This is a genomic window from Rhizobium sp. FY34, assembly GCF_005222845.1.
GTDB lineage: Bacteria > Pseudomonadota > Alphaproteobacteria > Rhizobiales > Rhizobiaceae > Neorhizobium.
Genome location: NZ_STFZ01000011.1, coordinates 288,499 through 308,283 on the forward strand (window position 1 = coordinate 288,499; position 19,785 = coordinate 308,283).

Genomic DNA, 19,785 nt, shown 5'->3' on the forward strand with positions numbered 1-19,785 from the left:
GGAGAATGCAGATGGCCCATATCCGGTTGACGGAATTTCGGCAGAACATCGCGACACATTTCGATCAGGTCCTGTCGTCGCGCGCGCCCCTGCTGGTGACCCGACAGGGCACGGAAGGGCTCGTCGTGCTGGCGGAAGGGGAATATGAAAGCATGCAGGAAACACTGCATCTGCTGTCGACGCCGGCCAATTCGCAGCGGCTGCGCGAAAGCATCGATCAGCTTGGCAAGGGTCAGATGATTGACGCCGATCCGACAGCCTGACATGAAGCTTCTCTGGACCGCGAATGCCTGGGAAGACTATCTGTTCTGGCAGAACAATGACGCGAAAATGGTCGAGAAGATCAACGAGCTCATCAAAGACACCAAGAGAGCTCCATTCCATGGCCTGGGTAAGCCTGAGCCCCTGAAGGGCGATCTTGCCGGTTTCTGGTCACGACGCATCCTTGGCGAGCACCGTCTTGTCTATCGTGTGGGCGGTAAAGGTGATGACCAGCAACTGGCAATCATTCAGTGCCGCTTTCACTACGAAAAATGAATCACCTGAAGGCGTGAAGCCGCGCGGTATGTTGATCTTCCAGGCGCCATGATCTTGGCCCTCCAGACATTGCGACTATATCATTGGCTCTGACCCGCAGCAATCAAGGAGCCCGCCATGCATGATGACATGCCGACTGTGACCCTGCCCTCCGGCCTGCAGGTGCCAGCCCTTGGCATCGGCACCTGGAAGATGGGCGAGGTTTCGAAGGACCGATCAAGCGAGATTGACGCCCTGAAGACTGCCATTGACCTCGGCATGACGCTGATCGACACGGCGGAAATGTATGGCGAAGGTGCCTCCGAGACGTTGGTGGGTGAGGCAATTGCCGGCAGGCGCGACGAAGTCTTCCTCGTCAGCAAGGTTTATCCGTGGAATGCCAGCCGCGACGGCGTACGGGCTGCCTGCGAGCGAAGCCTCAAAAGGCTGAAAACGGACAGGCTCGATCTCTATCTGCTGCACTGGCGTGGACAATATCCGCTGTCGGAAACGGTTGACGGTCTGGAAGACCTGCGCAAGGAGGGGCGGATCCGCGCCTGGGGGGTGTCGAATTTTGACGTCGATGACATGCAGGAACTGATGCAGGTTCCGGGCGGCAAGAACTGCGCGGCAAACCAGGTGCTCTATAATCTGTCGAGACGCGGCATTGAATATGATCTCCTGCCCTGGTGCCAGGAGCGCGGCATTGCCGTGATGGCCTATTCGCCCATCGAACAGGGAGAATTGCTGCATCACCCCGAGATCATCCGCATCGCCAAGGCCTGTCAGGCAACGCCGGCCCAGGTGGCACTTGCCTTCGTGCTGGAGCGGGACGGCGTGATTGCCATTCCCAAGACAGGCAAAGTTGTACGCGTCGAGGAAAACCGCGATGCAATCGATCTCGATATCAGTGACGAAGATTGGGCCGAACTCGACCGGAGCTTTCCGCCTCCAGTGACCAAGCAGCCGCTGGAAATGCTATGAATCAATCTGTGAAGACGCGGATTCAAACCGGTAGAAAACCCCACCAAGCCTTTGGATAGACTGGTGATCATCGGGCGGATACGTGCCGCCCGGTGATCGCTTCAATCCTACATGCCCTGCGGGCCGCGGTTCATCGCGGCAATGCCGGTGCGGCAGATCTCAGTGAGGCCAAGCGGCTTCATGACGGCAACGAACTGGTCGATCTTGGAGGATTTGCCGGTGATCTCGAAGATGAAGTGCTCGACGGTCGCATCGACCACCTTGGCCTGGAAGGCATCGGCCAGCCGCAGCGTCTCCGCACGGCCCTCGCCGGAACCGGCAACCTTGACCAGCGCCACTTCGCGCTCGATCGGGCGTTCCTGGCCAAGCTGGCTGGCGCGTACCGTCAGATCCACGACGCGGTGTACCGGCACGATGCGGTCAAGCTGCGCCTTGATCTGTTCCAGAACACCGGGCGTGCCATTGGTGACAATGGTAATGCGCGATAGATGCGCCTCGTGCTCCGTCTCCGATACCGTCAGGCTTTCGATATTGTAGCCGCGGCCGGAGAAGAGGCCGATGACGCGGGCAAGCACGCCGGGCTCGTTGGTGACCAGCACTGACAGCGTGTGGCGTTCCTGCTTGGAAGTTTCCGGTGAGATGAAATAGGCCGAACCGGTGGGCTGTAGATGTGCATTCATGATCTAGCGTTCCTTGTGAGGGTTCCGGTGGCAGCTCTCAAACGAGCTGCCGGCCTTTCGCGTCGATTGCCGAGGCAACCGCCTCGTCCGTTGCCTCATCCGGCAGCAGCATCTCGTTATGCGCCTTGCCCGACGGGATCATCGGGAAGCAGTTGGCGAGATTAGCCACGCGGCAATCGAAGATGACCGGGCGATTCACGGCAATCATCTCGGCGATCTTGTCATCCAGTTCCTTCGGATCATCGCAATACATGCCAACCGCGCCATAGGCTTCCGCCAGCTTGACGAAATCGGGCATGGCTTCCGTATAGGAATTGGACAGGCGGTTGCCATGCAGCAATTGCTGCCACTGGCGCACCATGCCCATATACTGGTTATTGAGGATGAAGATCTTCACCGGCAGGCCATACTGGATGGCGCAGGACATTTCCTGGATGCACATCTGGATCGACGCATCGCCGGCAATGTCGATGACGAGCGCTTCCGGATGCGCCACCTGCGCACCGATGGCAGCCGGCAGACCATAGCCCATCGTGCCAAGGCCACCGGAGGTCAGCCAGCGGTTGGGCGCCTCGAAACCGAAGAACTGCGCCGCCCACATCTGGTGCTGGCCAACTTCGGTGGTGATGATGGTCTCGCGTCCCTTGGATGCCTCGTAGAGCCGCTGGATCGCATATTGCGGCATGATGACATCACTGGAATTCTTGTAGGCGAAGGAATTGCGGCCGCGCCAGCGATCGACCTGCTGGTGCCAGTCTGCCGTCTGCGCCTTTTCCGGCTTCTTCGCCTGGGCGCGCCACAGGCGAACCATATCCTCCAGAACGCGACCGACATCGCCGACGATCGGAATATCGACGCGGACATTCTTGTTGATCGAGGACGGATCGATATCGATATGGATCTTGCGCGAATTCGGCGAAAAGGCGTTGAGACGACCGGTGATGCGGTCATCAAAGCGCGCGCCGATGCAGACCATGACGTCGCAATCATGCATCGCCATATTGGCTTCGTAGGAGCCGTGCATGCCCAGCATGCCGAGCCAGTTCTTGCCCGAGGCCGGATAGGCACCCAGTCCCATCAAGGTCGAGGTGATCGGAAAATCGGTGAGTTCAACCAGTTCGCGCAGCAGCCTGGAGGCTTCCGGACCGGAATTGACGACGCCACCGCCCGTATAGAGAACCGGCCTGCGTGCCGATGCCATCAGCTCGATGGCCGCCTTGACGGCATTCGGATCGGCCTCGATCTTCGGCTTGTAGCTCTTTTGCGGAACGTGATCGGTGCGCGGCGTATAGGTGCCGGTGGCAAACTGGATATCCTTCGGGATATCGACGACGACGGGGCCGGGACGACCGGTCTGGGCAATTCGGAAAGCCTCGTGAATGGTCGCCGCCAGTTCATTGACGTCCTTGACCAGCCAGTTGTGCTTGGTGCACGGGCGCGTGATGCCGACGGTATCACATTCCTGGAAGGCATCCGAACCGATCAGCGACGTCGGAACCTGGCCGGTCAGGCAGACAAGCGGAATACTGTCCATCAGCGCATCCTGAAGCGGGGTCACCGCATTCGTGGCGCCGGGGCCGGAGGTGACCAGCATGACGCCGACCTTGCCGGTAGAGCGGGCATAGCCTTCGGCCGCATGGCCAGCGCCCTGTTCGTGGCGCACGAGAATGTGCTGGATGTCGTCCTGCTGGAAAATCTCGTCATAGATCGGAAGAACCGCGCCGCCGGGATATCCGAAGATATGCTCGACGCCGTTATCCTTCAGCGCTTTCAGAACGATTTCCGCTCCTGTCATCCGATTGTCTGTACCCGTCATGTCCTGGTCCGTTTTCTTCTGATTGAAACGAGGCCTTGGGGCCTGAATTGAAGGCATAAAAAAAGGCCCCTTGAGGAGCCTTTGGTAGCGCATGGGAGCTTCCGCCGGGTGGTTACACCACCCTGCCCATGCGCTTTCCCACCACGATAAGTGCGTTCGATACGATCATGGGCAGACTGTTAGCCAGAAAATGTCGTCACGTCAACGCAAATGCGCAATAAAACGTCACATCCTGCCTTTTCCAATTGCAGGTCCAAGTGTCTGAGGCAGCATCATTTAGGGCTAAAAACAGCACTTGCCGACAAACACTCGGAAAGAAGTTGTTAAGCCGCAGGCTCTATGGTCGTCTTCAATATGGCCGCAATTTTAAAAGGCGGCCAAGTGCCTTGGCTCAGGCCCGATGACAGGGGCGTTGTTTTTGCGTAATCACGAGCTTCACCAATCGGTCACGGCGGGCGAACAGGACAGGCGTGACGGCATGCATCCGCGCAACCGCCTGCTCGGCCGGGTGGTCGCCTGCAGCGGAGCGCGTGCCACCATTTCCGCCGTATCGGAAAAGGGTTCGACGGAGCTTTCGGAACTCTGGTCGGTCGGCCGGCTGATTTCGATCAGCGTCGGCGATAACCGCGTCGTGGCACTGACCTGCTCGATGACGACCGGCGCACCAGACTGGTCGGAAGCCCGCGACAACGAATTCCATATCGAAGTCGAGCTGTTGGGCGAAGTGCGCGTCGGGCCGGATGGCCGCGAGGAATTCACCGGTGGCATTTCCCGCTATCCCTATCTCGGCGCCATTGCCCACCGCATCCGTGCGGCAGACCTGATGCGCATTTACGATCCCGGCAAGGCCGATACCTGCGTCATTGGCAAGCTGACACAGGATGAGAGCATCGATGCCACGATCCACATCCCTTCCATGCTGTCGAAGCATTTCGCCATTGTCGGCTCCACCGGCGTCGGAAAATCGACGGCCGTTTCCCTGCTCCTCCACAAGGCCATAGAGGCCGACCCGAAACTGCGGGTGCTGATCCTTGATCCGCACAATGAATTTGCCGCCGCCTTTCCCGACAAGGCCGTGGTCATCGACACCGACACGCTCGACCTGCCCTTCTGGCTGATGCGGCTGGAGGAATTTGCCGAAGTCGTGTTCCGCGGGCGCCCGCCGGTGCCGGAGGAACTCGACGTCCTGCGCGACGTGATCCCGGAGGCCAAGCGTGCCTTTCGCGGTCATGACTCTGGCCTGATGCGCCGGGCAAGCGAGAAAAGCTCGGTGACCGCCGATACACCGGTACCCTATCGCATGGCCGACCTGTTGGCGCTGATCGATGAGCGCATCGGCCGGTTGGAGGGTCGCTCGGAAAAGCCTGCCCTGCGCTCGCTGAAGGTCCGCATCATTTCGGCCATCAATGATCCGCGCTACCACTTCATGTTCTCCAACAATACGATCAACGACACGATCATGGAGACGATTGCCCATATCTTCCGCATTCCCGGCGGCGACCGGCCGATTTCCACCTTCCAGCTTGCCGGCATCCCGTCCGAAGTGGTGAATTCCGTCGCCTCGATCCTCTGCCGCATGTCGTTTGAACTGGCGCTGTGGAGCGAAGGCGCCATCCATATGCTGGTCGTCTGCGAAGAGGCGCATCGCTATGTCCCGGCAGACCGCGAACTCGGCTTTTTCCCAACCCGCCAGGCGATTTCCCGTATCGCCAAGGAAGGCCGCAAATATGGCGTCTCGCTTGGCGTCATCACCCAGCGCCCCGGAGAACTCGACCAGACCATCCTGTCGCAGTGCTCCACCGTGTTTGCCATGCGGCTGGCCAATGATCGCGACCAGGACATTATCCGCTCGGCCATTCCCAATTCCTCCATGTCAACCACCGGCTTTTTGTCCTCGATCGGCAATGGCGAGGCGATTGCCTTCGGCGAAGCGATCACCGTTCCGATGCGCATGATGTTTTCGCGCGTCGACAAGGATCTTTTGCCCATGGCACATGGCGTGTCCGACAAGGGCAGCGAAGTGACGCCAGATAATGTCGATCTGCGCGCCGTGATCGCCCGCATGCGCTCTGTCTCAAGCCCAGATATTTCGCTCTTCCAGAAAAGCGTCACCATCTCCGACGAGCGCGACACAGGCGCCTATGACAACACGGCGAGCGCTGCTGAACTTGACCGCTGGGCGCGTGAACTGCGCGATGTCGACCAATCCGCGATACCATCACGCGCCAGAGAAAGCCGGCTTGAACCCTATCGGCCAGACATGCTGCCCGGCGCACGGCTGGATGGGCATATGCCCGATCAGCGGGTGATCCGCCGCGAACCACAGCCGGATCTGCCGCCTGCGCGCCACTATGCTTCGCCAGAAGACACGGGTGCCGCGCGCGCGCAGCTTTTGCGGCGGGAAGGCTCCTTGCGCGACAGCATCCTGCGCAAGCCGCTCAGCAGCCTTTACGACAAGGACTGACCCTGCCCACTTCAGGATGAGGCGGCGGCAAACGGGTCAAACCGCTGCCAGGTCTCGTCCATCTGGTTGCGGAACCAGGTCATCTGCCGTTTTGCATATTGCCGCGTCAGCGCCGAGCCGCGCTCGATCACCCGGTCGCGGCTGATGTCGCCCGCCAGCATGGCGGCGATTTCCGACACACCGATGGCCTTCATCACCGGTGCATCGGCTGCCGGAGACTTTGCCAGCAGTGCGCGCACCTCATCGATAGCCCCCGTTTCCAGCATAGTTCCGAAACGCTGGTCTATCCTTGCATGCAACCGCTTGCGCTCCGGCAGGACGACGATCTTTTCCGCCCGATCCGGATCAATCAGCATCGGACCGCGCTTTTCCTGAAATACCGCAATCGACTGGCCGGTCGCCTGAAACACTTCCAGCGCCCGCACAATCCGCTGACCATCGCTGGCATTGAGGCGTTCGGCCATCTGCCGATCAACCGCAGCCAGGGCCGCGTGCAAAACCTCCGGCCCTTCCGCCACCAGCCGCGCACGCAAGCGCTGGCGAATATCATCGGCGATAACCGGCATATCGGAAAGCCCGCCGGTCAGCGCCTTGAAATAGAGGCCGGTGCCGCCGACAAATACCGGCAGGCTTCCCTCACCACGCAGTTGCGCAAGCAGCGCCTCGACATCCCGCAGCCAGTCACCGGTGGAATAGGCGCTGCCGGCCGGCACATGGCCGTAAAGATGATGCGGCACGCCACCCATCTCCTCCTCGGATGGCCGGGCCGTCAGCACCCGCAGCGTGTCATAGACCTGCATACTGTCGGCATTGATCACCACGCCGCCATGGCGGCGTGCAAGATCAAGCGCCAGCGCCGACTTGCCGCCCGCCGTCGGCCCGGTTATCAGGATGGCTTCGCAATTGTCCCGAAGGTTTGTCATCATGGCTCTCGTTGCCACGCTCATCGCCCATCCGTCAAACCCCGTTCTCGATGGAAAGCTCGGAGAAAGGGCGGCGCAAGCCGTCAATGCCTCCGGTCTCTACTGGCTGGCTGACGGGATCGCCTGCGATGTGGCGCTGCGCAACGAAGCGGAAGCCGCCGCCTCCGAGGCCGGTCTTCGCGCCGCCATTGGCGATCTGCCGATTGATGTCGTGGTGCAGGATGTGGAAACCCGCCGCAAGAAACTGCTGATCGCCGATATGGATTCCACCATGATTGGCCAGGAATGCATTGACGAACTTGCCGATGTGGTGGGCTTGAAAGAGAAAGTCTCGGCCATCACCGCGCGTGCCATGAATGGCGAGATTGCCTTTGAGCCGGCGCTTCGCGAACGCGTCGCACTGTTGAAGGGCCTGCCGATCGGCGTCGTGGACGAAGTCATCGAAAAGCGTATCACGCTGACCTCCGGCGGCCCGACGCTGATTGCCACGATGCGGGCCAAGGGCTTCCACACAGCACTCGTCTCCGGCGGTTTCACCGTGTTCACCAGCCGAATCGCCGCCATGCTGGGCTTTCACGAGGACCGCGCCAATATCCTGCTCGAACAGGACGGCGTGCTGACCGGCGACGTGGCAGAACCTATTCTCGGCAAACAGGCCAAGGTGGATGCGCTGCTAGACATCGCCGCCCTGCTCGGCATCAGCCCGCAAGACGCCATGGCAGTCGGCGATGGAGCCAATGATCTGGGCATGATCGGCATTGCCGGCGCAGGCGTTGCCCTGCATGCAAAGCCCTCCGTGGCGGCGCAGGCAAAGATTCGCATCGACCATGCCGACCTCACCGCCCTTCTCTATATCCAGGGCTATCGCAAGACGGATTTCGTCACACCGTGATCGATCTGCGGGAACCGCGGCTCATTCTGGAAACGGACCGGCTGCGCCTGCGCAGCTGGCTGGAGCGTGACCGCAACCTGTTTCGCGAGATCAATGCCGATCCGAAGGTGATGGAATTCTTTCCCTTCCGGCGCAGCCATGACGAGGCGGACCTGCTGTTTGAGCGGGTCAACATGATGATTCTTGAGGAAGGTCTAGGCTTTTACGCCGTGGAGGTGAAAGACAGCGGTGAAACGATCGGCTTCTGTGGTCTGGCGCCCGCCAATATGCCGGGCATTTTCCCGCGCGAAACCATTGAAATCGGCTGGCGGCTCGCCACCCGCTTCTGGGGCCATGGCTATATCACCGAGGCTGCCCGCGCGCTGCTGACCCAAGGGCTTCAGCAAAACGGGCTTCCCGCCATCGTTTCCTTTGCCGTGGCCGATAATCAGCGCTCGACAGCGGTCATGCAGCGCATCGGCATGCGGCGCTGCCCGGACCTCGATTTCGACCACCCGCGTGTTCCAGATACCCATCCGCACCTGAAACGCCATGTGACCTATGCGGCGGTTCGGGCGGACCGGACGACAGCCTGACCGCTCACCTCACTCCAAAGGCAGGGCGACGAAGCGCAGCTCACCGTTGGAACCGGCAATCATCAGATGCGCATTGCGACGCCCCTCGCCTTTCAGCTCATCGAGCCGGCTTGAGACATCCGCCGGCGTTGCGACGAAATCCTGGCCAACCTCGACAATCACTTCACCGGGCTTCAACCCCTTTTCCGCCGAGACAGATCCCGGCTCGACAGCGGTGATCACCACGCCCTCGACGCTATCGGCAATGCCGAAGCTCTTATGCTTTTCATCGTCAAGCACGGCAATCGTCATGCCGAACAGCTGGGCGGGCTCGGACGCCTGCGCCTGGTCCTGATCAGGCTCGGCCTTCTTGTCATCGCCTTCGGCCAGCGCCGGATCGTCGGACCCGGTCTCCGCATCGGCACTGTCTTCCAGCCGCCCGAGTGTAACCTTTACCGTCTGCTCCTTGCCGTCACGCAAGACCACGACATCGACTTCCTTGCCGACCGGGCTTTCGGCAACGGCGAGCGGCAGGTCGCGCATTTCCTTCACCGGCTTGCCGTCGAAGGAGAGGATGACATCGCCGGCCTTGATCACACCATTGTCCACCGGACCACCCTTGATGACGCCCGAGACAAGCGCGCCGCGCGCGCTATCAAGGCCAAGGCTTGCGGAAATATCGTCGGTCACCGGCTGGATGCGCACACCAAGCCAGCCGCGGCGGGTTTCGCCAAATTCAATCAGCTGCTGCACAATGTTTTGCGCCAGTTCCGTCGGCACGGCAAAGCCGATGCCGATCGAACCGCCGCTTGGCGAAATGATCGCCGTATTGATGCCAATCACATCACCGGCCATGTTGAACAGCGGGCCGCCGGAATTACCCTTGTTGATCGCCGCATCGGTCTGGATGAAATTATCGTAAGGGCCGGCATTGATATTGCGGCCGCGCGCCGAAATGATGCCGACGGTGACGGAGCCACCGAGCCCGAAGGGATTGCCGATCGCCATCACCCAGTCGCCGATGCGCATGCGCCTTGAATCACCGAACTTCACGGATTTGAGCGGCGCCTTCGGCTCCACCTTCAGAACCGAAAGATCGGTCTTGGTATCGGTGCCGACGAGCTTTGCCTTCAGCTTGTTGCCATTGGGAAAGATCACTTCGATATCGTCGGCGCCTTCGATGACGTGATTGTTCGTCACCACATAGCCCGCCGGATCGATGACAAAGCCGGAGCCCAGCGAATTCACCTTTCGGTTGCCATCCTGCTTGCCCTGGCCATCAAAGAAATCGTCGAAAAATTCCTGAAAGGGCGAACCATCCGGCACCACCGGTTGTGGCCCGGCGCCGCTGCCCTTGACGCTCTGCGAGGTGGAAATATTGACCACCGCATCCAGCAGCCCCTCGGCAAGATCCGCCACCGAAGACGGTCCGGAGGCCATGGTTGACGGAACGACCAGCGCTGATTGCGCAAAGGACGGCACGGCGGTGCCGGCCACCAGCGTCAGCGCCAGTGCAGTCGTGAGTGAGTTTCGCAAGGACAGTCGAAGGGAGTTCACCATCAGGCATCCTCGGCTTTCTAAAAATCGGCACCTGATGACAAGCATAAGGCGGAATGAAGACGGTGGAAATTACCTTTTCGTGAGACCCCCAGAAGATAATAAGGGGCGCGACCTGTCGGCAAAGGGTGATCCGGCAGCCCGAATGAAAAGGGGCGGCTGGTGGCCGCCCCCTCTCGATTGGTTTTGGATCAGGGCTGGGTCGCAGCCGGTGCGGCAGGCACTGCCGGGGCAGCAGGTGCGGCACCAGCGACTGGCGGCCGCAGCGGTCCTTCGCTCTGGTTGAAGAAGCGGAAGAACTGCGTGTCGGGGCTCAGCACCATGGTCGTGCTCTTGTCCGACAGCGCCGCAACATAGGCGCGCATCGAGCGATAGAACTCGAAGAAGCCCGGATCGCGCGAGAAAGCCTCGCCGAAGATGCGGTTGCGCTCGGCATCGCCCTGGCCTCGCAGGATTTCCGAATCACGCTGCGCTTCCGAAACCAGTTCGACAACCTGGCGGTCGGCGATGGCGCGGCGGCGCTGGCCCTGCTCGTTACCACGGGCGCGGATCAGTTCGGCTTCGGCCAGACGTTCTGCCTTCATGCGCTGATAGGTCTGCTGAGAGACTTCGCGCGTCAGATCGGTACGACGGATACGCACGTCACGAACGTCGAGACCGAGCGATTCGGCTGCACTCTGCAGATCGGCGCGCACTTCCTGCATCATCGATGCGCGCTCGTTGGAAAGAGCGGAATCGAAGTTGCGAAGACCATAGACCCGGCGAAGGGCGGCATCGAGACGGGTGCGCAGGCGCGATTCGGCCGAATCACGATCGCCGGACACGGCTTCGCGGAAACGACGCGGATCGGCGATGCGATAGACGACGAAGGCGTCAACTTCATAGAAGGCACCGCCGCGAACCTGGACGCGGATATTGTCGAGGTCGAATCGCAGGGCACGGTTCTCGAGATACTGGACGCGGTCGGCATCCATGAAGGCGAAGGGCAGCTTGAAATAGATACCCGGTTCGGACTTCACATCCTGGATCTGACCGAAGCGCACGACGATGGCCTGCTCGCGTTCGTTGACCACGAAGACCGACGAATAGACGAGAAACAGGATCAGGCCGAGGCCAATGATAATGGCTGGGAGACGATTGGAATTCACGGATTGCCCCCCCGATTGGCATTGACGGCGGCCGGGTTGGCCTGGCGCATCATTTCATTGAGCGGCAGATAGGGCACGACACCCTGCTGGCCTTCAACGATGATCTTGTTGGAGTTCTTGAGAACGGTCTCCATGGTTTCCAGGAAGATACGGTCGCGGGTCACTTCCGGCGCGTTCACATATTCATTGTAGATGGACACGAAACGCTGGGCTTCACCGGTCGCCTCGTTGACGACGCGATCCTTGTAGGCGGACGCTTCTTCGCGAACCTGAGCTGCCTGACCGCGTGCCTGACCGAGCTTCTGGTTGGCATACTGGTTGGCTTCCTCGACGAAACGATCTTCGTCCTGCTCGGCGCGCTGCACTTCTTCGAAGGCATCGGCCACTTCACGCGGCGGAGCTGCATCCTCGATCGGCACGGCATTGATGGCCACGCCGGCGCCATAGGTATCCATTGTGCCCTGAATGATATCGCGCACCTGCGTGGAGATTTCCTCGCGGTTGTCACGGAAGACGTCCTGGGCCGGACGACGGCCGACGACTTCGCGCATGGCGCTTTCGGCCACCTGCTGCAGCGTCGCGTTCGGGCTTTCCAGATTGAACAGGTAGGCGCGCGGATCGGTGACGGTGAACAGGATGGAGAACTGTACGTTGACGATGTTCTGGTCGCCAGACAGCATCAGGCCTTCGGTGGAATTGGCCACGCCACGCCCGCCGATATTCTGCTGCTGTTCGGTGACCTTGACGATCTCAACGGTTTCCAGCGGCCAGAGGTGAAAATGCAGGCCGGGGCCGGCGATTTCTTCCTTCGGCTTGCCGAAGCGCAGCTCGACGCCGCGTTCATCCGGCTGAACCGTATAGACGGACTGAAAGGCAGCGAATGCCGCGATGATCAGGAAAACGATGACGAGTGCGCCACCGTTGAACCCGCCCGGCACCAGGTTGCGCAAACGGTCCTGGCTGCGGCGGATCATGTCCTCCAGGTCCGGCGGACCACCATTGCCGCCGTTACCACCGCCCCCGCCATTGCGGGGCCGGTTGGGACCTTGGCCCCACGGCCCTTGATTGTTATTGCCGCCGCCGCCGCCCCCCCAGGGGCCGCCGCCATTCTGATTGCTCCAGGGCATCAAAACCTCTTTGTTCGTGTCACTCCCACCCCGCAAGATCCGCGCTAGTCTGCGGCAGTCGGGTCATGACCCCGTTATAGGTATCGCAGGGGCTGCTTTCAACGCGTGGCAGGCTCACTTCCGGGTGTAGGGTAACGAAATGTTTCAGTTTGCCGCAGTCCGGCGGCGATAGACGACAAAGCGCGTGGGAAAACTGTCCTTTTCACCTGCCGGCACAGCCGTTTCGGAGACCTGTTCAAAAACCCGCGGATCGATCAGCGGAAAGAAAGTATCGCCATCCTCGACCACGGTTTCCACATGGGTGAGGTAGAGATGATCAGCCTCGACCATCGCCTGGGCATAGATTTCGCCGCCGCCGATCACACAGATCTCCAAGGCACCGCTTTCTGCCGCAATCTGCCGGGCAAGCGTCAGCGCCTCTTCCACTGAGGAAGCCGTGGAGCAGCCGTCGATGGCAAGGGTGGCATTGCGCGTGACCACTACATGCGGACGTCCCAGCAGAGGCTTTCCGCCAAAGCTTTCCAGCGTCTTGCGACCGACGATCACCGGTTTGCCAAGCGTCATCTGCTTGAAGCGCTTCAGATCCGTCGACAACTTCCATGGCATGTCGCCATCGCGACCAATGACATTGTTTTGCGAGACGGCGGCTATCAGGACGGTGGCGATCTTGTCTGCGCTCATACCGCCACCGGCGCCTTGATATGCGCATCCGCCTCATAGCCGACGAGGTTGAAGTCCTCGAAGCGGAAACCGAAGATATCGCTCACATCCGGATTGATCTCCATCTTCGGCAGGGCTTTCGGCTGGCGCTGCATCTGGGTCTCGGCCTGCTCGAAATGGTTGGAATAGATATGCGTATCGCCGAGCGTGTGAACGAAATCGCCGGGCTTCAGGCCCACCACCTGCGCCACCATCATCGTCAGGAGCGCATAGGACGCGATATTGAAGGGAACACCTAGGAAGATATCGGCAGACCGCTGGTAGAGCTGGCAGGAGAGTTTCCCATCTGCGACGTAGAACTGGAACAGGCAATGGCAGGGCGGCAGCGCCATGTCATCAACTTGCGCCGGATTCCAGGCCGAAACAATATGACGACGGGAATTCGGGTTGCGCTTCAAACCCTCGATCAGATTGGCGATCTGGTCCACATGCCCGCCATCGGGAGACGGCCAGGAGCGCCACTGATAGCCATAGACAGGACCCAGTTCACCCTTCTCGTCGGCCCATTCGTCCCAGATCGAAACGCCATTCTGCTTCAGATAGGCAGTGTTCGTGTCGCCCTTCAGGAACCACAAAAGCTCGTGGATGATCGAGCGCAGATGCAGCTTCTTCGTGGTGAGAACGGGAAACCCTTCTTCAAGGTCGAAGCGCATCTGGTAGCCGAAGACGGAACGCGTGCCGGTGCCGGTGCGGTCACCGCGGTCAGTGCCATTGTCCATCACGTGGCGCAGAAGATCGAGATATTGTTTCATGGCGTGGTCCTGCCTGTTCCGTTAGCCTGTTTATAAATCCGGAGCCATCGCACGCGATAGCCTCAGCCGCCTTTTTTTCCTGGGATTTCACGCGTCAACATTGCGATACGCGCAATCAAAGACAAAGCTCGGCCGACCCCTTTTCATCCACCGGATAAACGCCTATATCACTCTTGCCGGGGCTTGCTCCGGCTATGGCAATAAACTGTCGGTGTAATAAACCTATTGGACCCGGGGGCGGTACCCGGCGCCTCCACCAAAAACCGGTCGGACATTCCACATGGATGGACCGGCTTTTGATGGGGGCGAAATAGGATCGACAAGGGCGTAAAGATCGAACTTTTGCTCGGCATGATACCGCCGTTATCGGGTCACAAGTGTAGTTGCAAATGACAACAACGCTAAGGGTTATGCTCTCGCTGCCTAATGGCGGTGCGGGAAATCCGAACTAAGTCCTCTAGGTTAGCCCCTTGAGGCGGGGTCCGAAGGCACCTGGCAACAGAAGCCTTCACCTTCTCGTTTCACCGGATTTTCGTTATGATACTGAGACTCGACACGGCGGGGGCTTCCGCAGTGCGCGCACCTGTCTTATAACGACCTTGGCACATCGCCGGTTTAAGAACGATATTCGATTGGAAGAAAGCACCTATGGCGCAGGACCACATCCGTTACGACATTCTGGCGCAGGACGCTCTGCGCGGCGTCATCCGTAAGGTTCTGACCGAGGTGGCCGCCACGGGCCGGCTTCCCGGTGACCACCACTTCTTCATCACCTTTCTCACCGGCGCGCCGGGCGTGCGCATTTCCCAGCACCTGAAGAGCAAATATGCCGAACAGATGACCATCGTCATCCAGCATCAGTTCTGGGACCTGAAGATCACCGACACGCTGTTTGAAATCGGCCTGTCCTTTTCCGATACACCGGAGCGTCTGGTGATTCCGTTCAATGCCATCCGCGGCTTCTATGATCCGTCGGTGAATTTCGAACTGGAATTCGAAGTGCCGCTCGTTGAGGAAGAGGAAGTCTCGGCGGAAATCACCGCCTATCCGATCGACAACGTGGCAAAGCCTACGGATGGCGACGAGGCGAAATCCGACGAAGAGAAGAAGCCCGGCTCCGTCGTCTCGCTCGATTCGTTCCGCAAGAAGCAGTAAGGCCGAAACCTCCGAGGGTCAGATGGCTGCCGAGATCGTCAATCTTCGTCTGGCCCGCAAGGCCAAGGCGCGCTCCGAGAAAGAGCGCGTCGCCGAGCAGAACCGCATCAGCTTCGGGCGCAGCAAGCCGGAAAAGGCCCTGACGCGGGCACTGAACGAGAAGGCGGCCAAGGCACTCGATCAGGGTCGGCTGGACAAAACCACAGAAGACGACTGAAAGTTCAAGCCGCATCAAGGACATGAGCCGGCTTTCGGATTCAGAATGATAGCGGCTTGAATCAATGTGTGAGGCCAGCTGAATGATTCGCAAACATTCCGCCACACTGCACGGCCACCGCACCAGCTTTTCGCTGGAGGATGCGTTCTGGGACGAATTGCGCGCCATTGCGGCAGCCCGCGCCATCAGTGTCGCCGCCCTGATTGCCGAAATCGACGACAACCGCCCGCCAGAGAGCAATCTGTCGTCTGCGCTGCGCATCCATGTCCTGGTAACGCTAAAACAAAGGGCAGAAGGCCGTCCGTAATGACTATGGCAGCCCCCCATCCGGCTGCCGCCACCTTCTCCCCGCCAGGCGGGGAGAAGGAGACCACCGCGACGTCATCGCATCTCCATCACAGTGTTGAGTCCGAACAAAAAACGCGCGAAGCGCTCCCCTCTCCCCGCCTGGTGGGGAGAGGGCCAGGGTGAGGGGCATTCCACCACGCTTTCTTACCGAGAGGCGGCAGAAAAGCCTGACGCAAGGTCAGCCGGATTCCGGAACAGAACCCAGCCAACCGTGAGTCATGTAGTCAATTGCCGTTCACACCCGGCAGGCCGCCATTGCCACGGAACATGTCGTCAGTGGGCGGCACCGTCAGCTGCGGACTGTCCTGCGGCGGCTGTTGCAACTGTTGCAGGCGTTCGCGCTCCAGCGCCTGCGCCCGCTGGCGTGCCTCTTCCACCTCGCGGGCCCGCGCCTCAACCGCTGCCTTTTCCGCAGCTATCCTCCGCTCATTGCCCTCGAACACATAGAGCGAGACTTCACGACGCAGGCGCTGCTTTTCCAGCACGCTGGCCTGAAGCGTCTCCACCCGCCGCCGCTCCTTCTCGAAGGCGCGCAGCGACAGGTAGCTGCTCATGGCCGCAACATTGATGGTTTCCACCGGTGCGGCAAGCGGACCGGAATAGGCAAGTGTGAGCGCCGGATCACCGCCCGGCAAAGCTTCGTCACCGGCGTCATAGGTCAGGCTCAGCGCCGCATCGATCGCATCCTCGACCAGATCAAGGCGCAGCTGGCCTGAAAGCGTCACCCCCGGCGCCTTGGCCGTAATATTCTGCGCCCTCACCTCGCCGCCTGTCATGGTGAAAGGCATATCGACAGCACCAATCTCGACCGGGCCGGCATGGATGAGAGATCGGATAATAGGCAGAACCTTGGCTTCCGTCACCTCGCCCTCGATCGCATCGGCACGCGCCAGAAGAGCCGGCATCAGGCCGGCATGCACACGCGGCAGTGACAGGGACGACAGATACAGCGTGCCGGAACCGCTGGCAGCCGCCAGAAGGCCTGCCGGCGTCTTGGCCGTCGCCTCGGCCACCAGATCAAGCCCTAGGCGTCCGCGTGCCACTGGCTGGCCCTCGAACGGCCAGAGAAGCGGCGCAAGATCCGCATTCTCGACCTTCATGCGCGTCTGGAAGAGCCCGACACCCTCCGTATTGGACAGCGACAGGCGCCCGGCCATGCGACCACCCAGCCATGCGCCGGTCGCATCATCAATCAGCATGGCGCCACCACGGCTGGTTAGCCGCCCGGCAAAATCCGTCACGTCCGGCAGGTCGAGACCGCGCATAGTCCGAGCCTTGAGATCGAGCGTCACATCGCTGCCGGCAAACATCGGCAGGGCAAAATCCTTATTTGCCACCATGCCGGTTTCAGGCTCTGTGAGCGGACCATAGACCGCCTCGCCAAGCCAGCCCATATCCACCAGATCCAGCGTCAGCGACCCCTTGGCGGTTGGCAGAGAGGAATTTCGATCAAGGACCAGTGACGCGGTGAGGCCGTTACCGCCGATATTTCCCGCCAGATCGGAGAGCGCAATCGTCTTGGGCTCGACGGCAATCTTCGCCGAAAGCTCAGCGGGCAAACCGATACCGAATTGCGGCAGGCCGATGCCGATGGTCAGCAGTGTAGGTTCCAGATCCGAACTGGCAAGCCTGGCGTCAAAATGTCCTTCTCCGAAAGTCTGCGCCTCAAGCGCCACCTCGCCGGTCACGTCAAGCGTGGTGCGATCTGTGCGATAGGACAGCATGCCCTTGGCCGGCGCATCGCCGCTGCGCTGCATCTCGACTGAAAGGCTTGCATTGCTATCGCCCTCAAACGGCAGAGCGTTGAAGCCCATTTGGCCGGCAATTGTGCCGGCCATGGCATTGGTCAGCGTGGCCTTAAGGTCGAGCGTCGTTTCGGCCGTCAGATCCAGCACATTGGCAGCCACGATTTCACCGGTGATCTCGGTGCCGTTCGAGTGTCCGCGAATCGAGGCCGCCGCTCCATTGCCCAGCGCCACTTCAGCCGACAGATTGGTATCGGCATACCAGGCGGCGCTGTCTGCCAGACGCTTCAGCAGAGGGTGCCGTGGCAGTTTCTCCTCCAGCATGGTCAAGAAAGGGCCTGGATCAAAGGCGCTGAAGGTCAGCGAACCATTGCCCTGGTAATCGAGGAAGGAACCTTCCGCCTTGCCGCGCGCCGTCAGCTGCGCGCCGGCCAGATTGCCGATCGTCAGCCGTTCCAGCGACAGCGCCCCATCACCCAGCTCGAACATGGTTTCCACCTGCTGGGCCACCACACCGAAGGCCATCAGCCGGTCGGCCTTCAGACGCGCCGCCAGACGATGATCGAGAACATCATTGCCGGCATCGCTGCCGGTCATCAGCGAGGCAAGCGCGCGCAACGCATCCAGATCAATCTCGTCGCCTGCAAGGTCCATGGACAGGGTCGGCGTCTGTTCGGCAAGCGACTGGCGCTCGACGCGTCCCTTCAGCGTTGCGGGTCCCACGGCCAGTTCCAACGAATCAAAGCGTTGCAGGCCGGGCGTCAGGTTGACACTGGCGGAAAAGCCGGCGGATTTCAGCTGGCGAATGGCCGGATCGACCTTGCCCGTCAGCCAGTCAGACAGGCCCGAAGGCTGGTTGGAGGCCAGCAGCATGCGCCCGACGAAGGACGCACCGCCCTGCAGCATCAGGGAGCCCTGCGCCTCCACTTGCGTGCGGCCCGGCAGGATGGCCACGGCATTTTCCACAGTCCAGCCGCGCTTAGCGGGGCGCAGATCAAGCCGCACATCACGGATCGTCGTGCCATCGGCCACCACGGCCGGCAGGCGGATGCTCGCCTTGCCCGGCACCTGCGGAATAGGAATCCGCGCCGCCATTTCTGTCAGCGCCGTCAGACGCTGATGCGCCGAGATATGCGGATTGCGGGCCGTCTTGCCGGTCATCAGTTCGGCCGTCAGCCGGTTTACATCGACCTGCTGGCCATCGGCTGTCAGCAGAAATTCAGGCTTGTCGCCGGTATCCAGCGTCGCCTCGCCGGTAATCACATAGGGATTGTCGAGCGCTCCGACCTCGACACGATATTCGGGCACGCGGATGCGGTCATTGGTCAGTGCGAACTTGCCCTTGGCGCGCGGCGGTGGCGGCGGCTTCACGCCCTGCGGCAAAACGGGATTGATCGGCTGGTCCATGAAGGCAAGGGCAAAATCGCCCTGATATTCCGGCTTGCCCTCATGCAGGCCAAGCGCCCCATCCAGCTGCAGCTCGATCGGCTGCACATCCGGCCAGATCTTCAGGCGTAGCGGCACCTTGCCGGCTGCGGCATCCGGCTCGCCGCTTGCCAGCGAAAACTTCGCCTCATAGCCATCCAGCGTCCCATTGCCCTCGGCCCGCCAAGGACCAGTCACCGAGCTTGCCGACATCTGCGCCGTCAGCCCCGTCACCCTGCGCGTGCGCCCGGTCGCCTCGTCGATGAATTCGATCTCGGCTCCGGACAGATAGACATCTTCCAGTACGACATTGCGCGCCGGCATATCCGGCCGGCTGCCGCGCATCCAGTCGAGCCGGCCATCCTTCAACACACGAATGCGCACCTTCGGCTTTTCAAGCCGCATGTCGAATATGCGGGCTTCGCCGGACAGGAAAGGCGCAAGCTCCATACCCATGGAAAACTGCTCGATCTGCACCAGCGGCGTGCCATCGACATCCTGACCGACGCGCACGTCGCGCATGGACACTGAGGGAAATGGCAGGATGCGGGCATCGACCGTGCCATGCACGGTGACCTTCTTGCCCAGGATGCGGCTTGCCTGCGTTTCGAAATCCTGCCGGAAATTCGACCAGTCGACGAAGAACGGCGCCAGCAGCGCCGTAAACAGTGCCACGACCACAAGGCCGCCTAGCAACAGCATTATCCGTCCGAGCACGCGCACCTACTCCCTGGTTACATACCCCGTTATTTGCACATCGAC

At 60.7% G+C, this 19,785-nt stretch carries 18 protein-coding genes and 1 other RNA gene; 10 read left to right on the plus strand and 9 right to left on the minus strand.

The annotated features are described in order from the left end of the window. Positions 1–11: 11 nt before the first annotated feature. From E8M77_RS08410 to E8M77_RS08420, 3 genes are all read left to right on the plus strand, one after another. Positions 12–263 carry a type II toxin-antitoxin system Phd/YefM family antitoxin gene (locus E8M77_RS08410; RefSeq protein ID WP_137130177.1) on the plus strand — a complete coding sequence of 84 codons (252 nt, stop codon included), beginning with the start codon at positions 12–14 and terminating at the stop codon, positions 261–263. A 1-nt stretch (position 264) separates the two neighbouring features. Next, positions 265–537, plus strand: coding sequence for a Txe/YoeB family addiction module toxin (locus E8M77_RS08415; RefSeq protein WP_137130178.1), 273 nt, complete (start codon positions 265–267; stop codon positions 535–537). A gap of 117 nt (positions 538–654) precedes the next feature. Continuing rightward, entirely contained in the window at positions 655–1,500 is an 846-nt protein-coding gene (locus E8M77_RS08420) for an aldo/keto reductase (protein WP_137130179.1), read from the plus strand. A 107-nt stretch (positions 1,501–1,607) separates the two neighbouring features. On the opposite strand, the gene ilvN is transcribed toward E8M77_RS08420, so the two are convergent. After that, a complete protein-coding gene (ilvN, locus tag E8M77_RS08425; RefSeq protein ID WP_137130180.1) occupies positions 1,608–2,180 on the minus strand; it encodes an acetolactate synthase small subunit in 573 nt (190 codons plus the stop codon). A gap of 37 nt (positions 2,181–2,217) precedes the next feature. Beyond that, a complete protein-coding gene (locus E8M77_RS08430) occupies positions 2,218–3,996 on the minus strand; it encodes an acetolactate synthase 3 large subunit (protein ID WP_137130181.1) in 1,779 nt (592 codons plus the stop codon). A 418-nt stretch (positions 3,997–4,414) separates the two neighbouring features. Between E8M77_RS08430 and E8M77_RS08435 the strand changes: the two genes are divergently transcribed. Continuing rightward, positions 4,415–6,460: an ATP-binding protein gene (locus E8M77_RS08435; RefSeq protein ID WP_137130182.1), complete on the plus strand. Its 2,046-nt coding sequence runs from the start codon at positions 4,415–4,417 to the stop codon at positions 6,458–6,460. A gap of 11 nt (positions 6,461–6,471) precedes the next feature. Here E8M77_RS08435 and miaA read toward each other — a convergent pair whose 3' ends face one another. Then, positions 6,472–7,383 carry a tRNA (adenosine(37)-N6)-dimethylallyltransferase MiaA gene (miaA, locus tag E8M77_RS08440; protein ID WP_137130183.1) on the minus strand — a complete coding sequence of 304 codons (912 nt, stop codon included), beginning with the start codon at positions 7,381–7,383 and terminating at the stop codon, positions 6,472–6,474. Position 7,384: 1 nt separating this feature from the next. Here miaA and serB point away from each other — a divergent pair, with 1 nt between their 5' ends. Both serB and E8M77_RS08450 read left to right on the plus strand, forming a co-directional pair. Then, complete coding sequence (serB, locus tag E8M77_RS08445; protein ID WP_137130184.1) at positions 7,385–8,275, plus strand: phosphoserine phosphatase SerB; 891 nt, start codon at positions 7,385–7,387, stop codon at positions 8,273–8,275. Continuing rightward, positions 8,272–8,850: a GNAT family N-acetyltransferase gene (locus tag E8M77_RS08450; protein WP_246659175.1), complete on the plus strand. Its 579-nt coding sequence runs from the start codon at positions 8,272–8,274 to the stop codon at positions 8,848–8,850. Before serB ends, E8M77_RS08450 begins: the two co-directional genes overlap by 4 nt. 9 nt (positions 8,851–8,859) lie before the next feature. Here the strand turns inward: E8M77_RS08450 and E8M77_RS08455 are convergent, their stop codons facing one another. From E8M77_RS08455 to E8M77_RS08475, 5 genes are all read right to left on the minus strand, one after another. Then, positions 8,860–10,389, minus strand: coding sequence for a DegQ family serine endoprotease (locus E8M77_RS08455; protein ID WP_137130185.1), 1,530 nt, complete (start codon positions 10,387–10,389; stop codon positions 8,860–8,862). Between the two features lie 188 nt (positions 10,390–10,577). Further along, positions 10,578–11,534, minus strand: a complete 957-nt coding sequence (locus E8M77_RS08460) for a protease modulator HflC (RefSeq protein ID WP_137130186.1) — start codon at positions 11,532–11,534, stop codon at positions 10,578–10,580. Further along, the gene (gene hflK, locus E8M77_RS08465; RefSeq protein ID WP_137130187.1) at positions 11,531–12,661 is read right to left on the minus strand and encodes an FtsH protease activity modulator HflK; all 1,131 of its coding nucleotides are present in this window, start codon (positions 12,659–12,661) and stop codon (positions 11,531–11,533) included. Before hflK ends, E8M77_RS08460 begins: the two co-directional genes overlap by 4 nt. 144 nt (positions 12,662–12,805) lie before the next feature. Next, positions 12,806–13,342 (minus strand): dihydrofolate reductase, encoded by a 537-nt coding sequence (locus tag E8M77_RS08470; RefSeq protein WP_137130188.1) that lies wholly within the window; start codon positions 13,340–13,342, stop codon positions 12,806–12,808. Continuing rightward, positions 13,339–14,133 (minus strand): thymidylate synthase, encoded by a 795-nt coding sequence (locus E8M77_RS08475; RefSeq protein WP_137130189.1) that lies wholly within the window; start codon positions 14,131–14,133, stop codon positions 13,339–13,341. The genes E8M77_RS08470 and E8M77_RS08475 overlap by 4 nt, the downstream gene beginning before the upstream one ends. Positions 14,134–14,269: 136 nt before the next feature. Between E8M77_RS08475 and ssrA the strand changes: the two genes are divergently transcribed. The 4 genes from ssrA to E8M77_RS08495 all read left to right on the plus strand — a co-directional run bounded on the left by ssrA (position 14,270) and on the right by E8M77_RS08495 (position 15,812). Further along, positions 14,270–14,646: a transfer-messenger RNA gene (gene ssrA / locus E8M77_RS08480) on the plus strand. 135 nt (positions 14,647–14,781) lie between these two features. Continuing rightward, positions 14,782–15,288 (plus strand): SspB family protein, encoded by a 507-nt coding sequence (locus E8M77_RS08485; protein ID WP_137130190.1) that lies wholly within the window; start codon positions 14,782–14,784, stop codon positions 15,286–15,288. A gap of 22 nt (positions 15,289–15,310) precedes the next feature. Then, on the plus strand, positions 15,311–15,505 hold the full coding sequence (locus E8M77_RS08490; protein ID WP_137130191.1) for a DUF4169 family protein: 195 nt from the start codon (positions 15,311–15,313) through the stop codon (positions 15,503–15,505). An 82-nt stretch (positions 15,506–15,587) separates the two neighbouring features. Beyond that, on the plus strand, positions 15,588–15,812 hold the full coding sequence (locus tag E8M77_RS08495) for a ribbon-helix-helix domain-containing protein (RefSeq protein WP_137130192.1): 225 nt from the start codon (positions 15,588–15,590) through the stop codon (positions 15,810–15,812). Between the two features lie 265 nt (positions 15,813–16,077). Here E8M77_RS08495 and E8M77_RS08500 read toward each other — a convergent pair whose 3' ends face one another. Beyond that, positions 16,078–19,725: an AsmA family protein gene (locus E8M77_RS08500; RefSeq protein ID WP_246659176.1), complete on the minus strand. Its 3,648-nt coding sequence runs from the start codon at positions 19,723–19,725 to the stop codon at positions 16,078–16,080. Positions 19,726–19,785 lie beyond the last annotated feature (60 nt).

Bases quoted from the DNA above. Each gene is read 5' to 3' on its own strand.
- E8M77_RS08500 (WP_246659176.1), bottom strand. From the start codon at position 19,725: ATGCTGTTGCTAGGCGGCCTTGTGGTCGTGGCACTGTTTACGGCGCTG.
- E8M77_RS08455 (WP_137130185.1), bottom strand. From the start codon at position 10,389: ATGGTGAACTCCCTTCGACTGTCCTTGCGAAACTCACTCACGACTGCA.
- E8M77_RS08420 (WP_137130179.1), top strand. From the start codon at position 655: ATGCATGATGACATGCCGACTGTGACCCTGCCCTCCGGCCTGCAGGTG.
- E8M77_RS08430 (WP_137130181.1), bottom strand. From the start codon at position 3,996: ATGACGGGTACAGACAATCGGATGACAGGAGCGGAAATCGTTCTGAAA.
- E8M77_RS08475 (WP_137130189.1), bottom strand. From the start codon at position 14,133: ATGAAACAATATCTCGATCTTCTGCGCCACGTGATGGACAATGGCACT.
- E8M77_RS08410 (WP_137130177.1), top strand. From the start codon at position 12: ATGGCCCATATCCGGTTGACGGAATTTCGGCAGAACATCGCGACACAT.
- serB (WP_137130184.1), top strand. From the start codon at position 7,385: ATGGCTCTCGTTGCCACGCTCATCGCCCATCCGTCAAACCCCGTTCTC.
- E8M77_RS08415 (WP_137130178.1), top strand. From the start codon at position 265: ATGAAGCTTCTCTGGACCGCGAATGCCTGGGAAGACTATCTGTTCTGG.
- ilvN (WP_137130180.1), bottom strand. From the start codon at position 2,180: ATGAATGCACATCTACAGCCCACCGGTTCGGCCTATTTCATCTCACCG.
- E8M77_RS08490 (WP_137130191.1), top strand. From the start codon at position 15,311: ATGGCTGCCGAGATCGTCAATCTTCGTCTGGCCCGCAAGGCCAAGGCG.
- E8M77_RS08495 (WP_137130192.1), top strand. From the start codon at position 15,588: ATGATTCGCAAACATTCCGCCACACTGCACGGCCACCGCACCAGCTTT.
- E8M77_RS08485 (WP_137130190.1), top strand. From the start codon at position 14,782: ATGGCGCAGGACCACATCCGTTACGACATTCTGGCGCAGGACGCTCTG.
- miaA (WP_137130183.1), bottom strand. From the start codon at position 7,383: ATGACAAACCTTCGGGACAATTGCGAAGCCATCCTGATAACCGGGCCG.
- E8M77_RS08470 (WP_137130188.1), bottom strand. From the start codon at position 13,342: ATGAGCGCAGACAAGATCGCCACCGTCCTGATAGCCGCCGTCTCGCAA.
- hflK (WP_137130187.1), bottom strand. From the start codon at position 12,661: ATGCCCTGGAGCAATCAGAATGGCGGCGGCCCCTGGGGGGGCGGCGGC.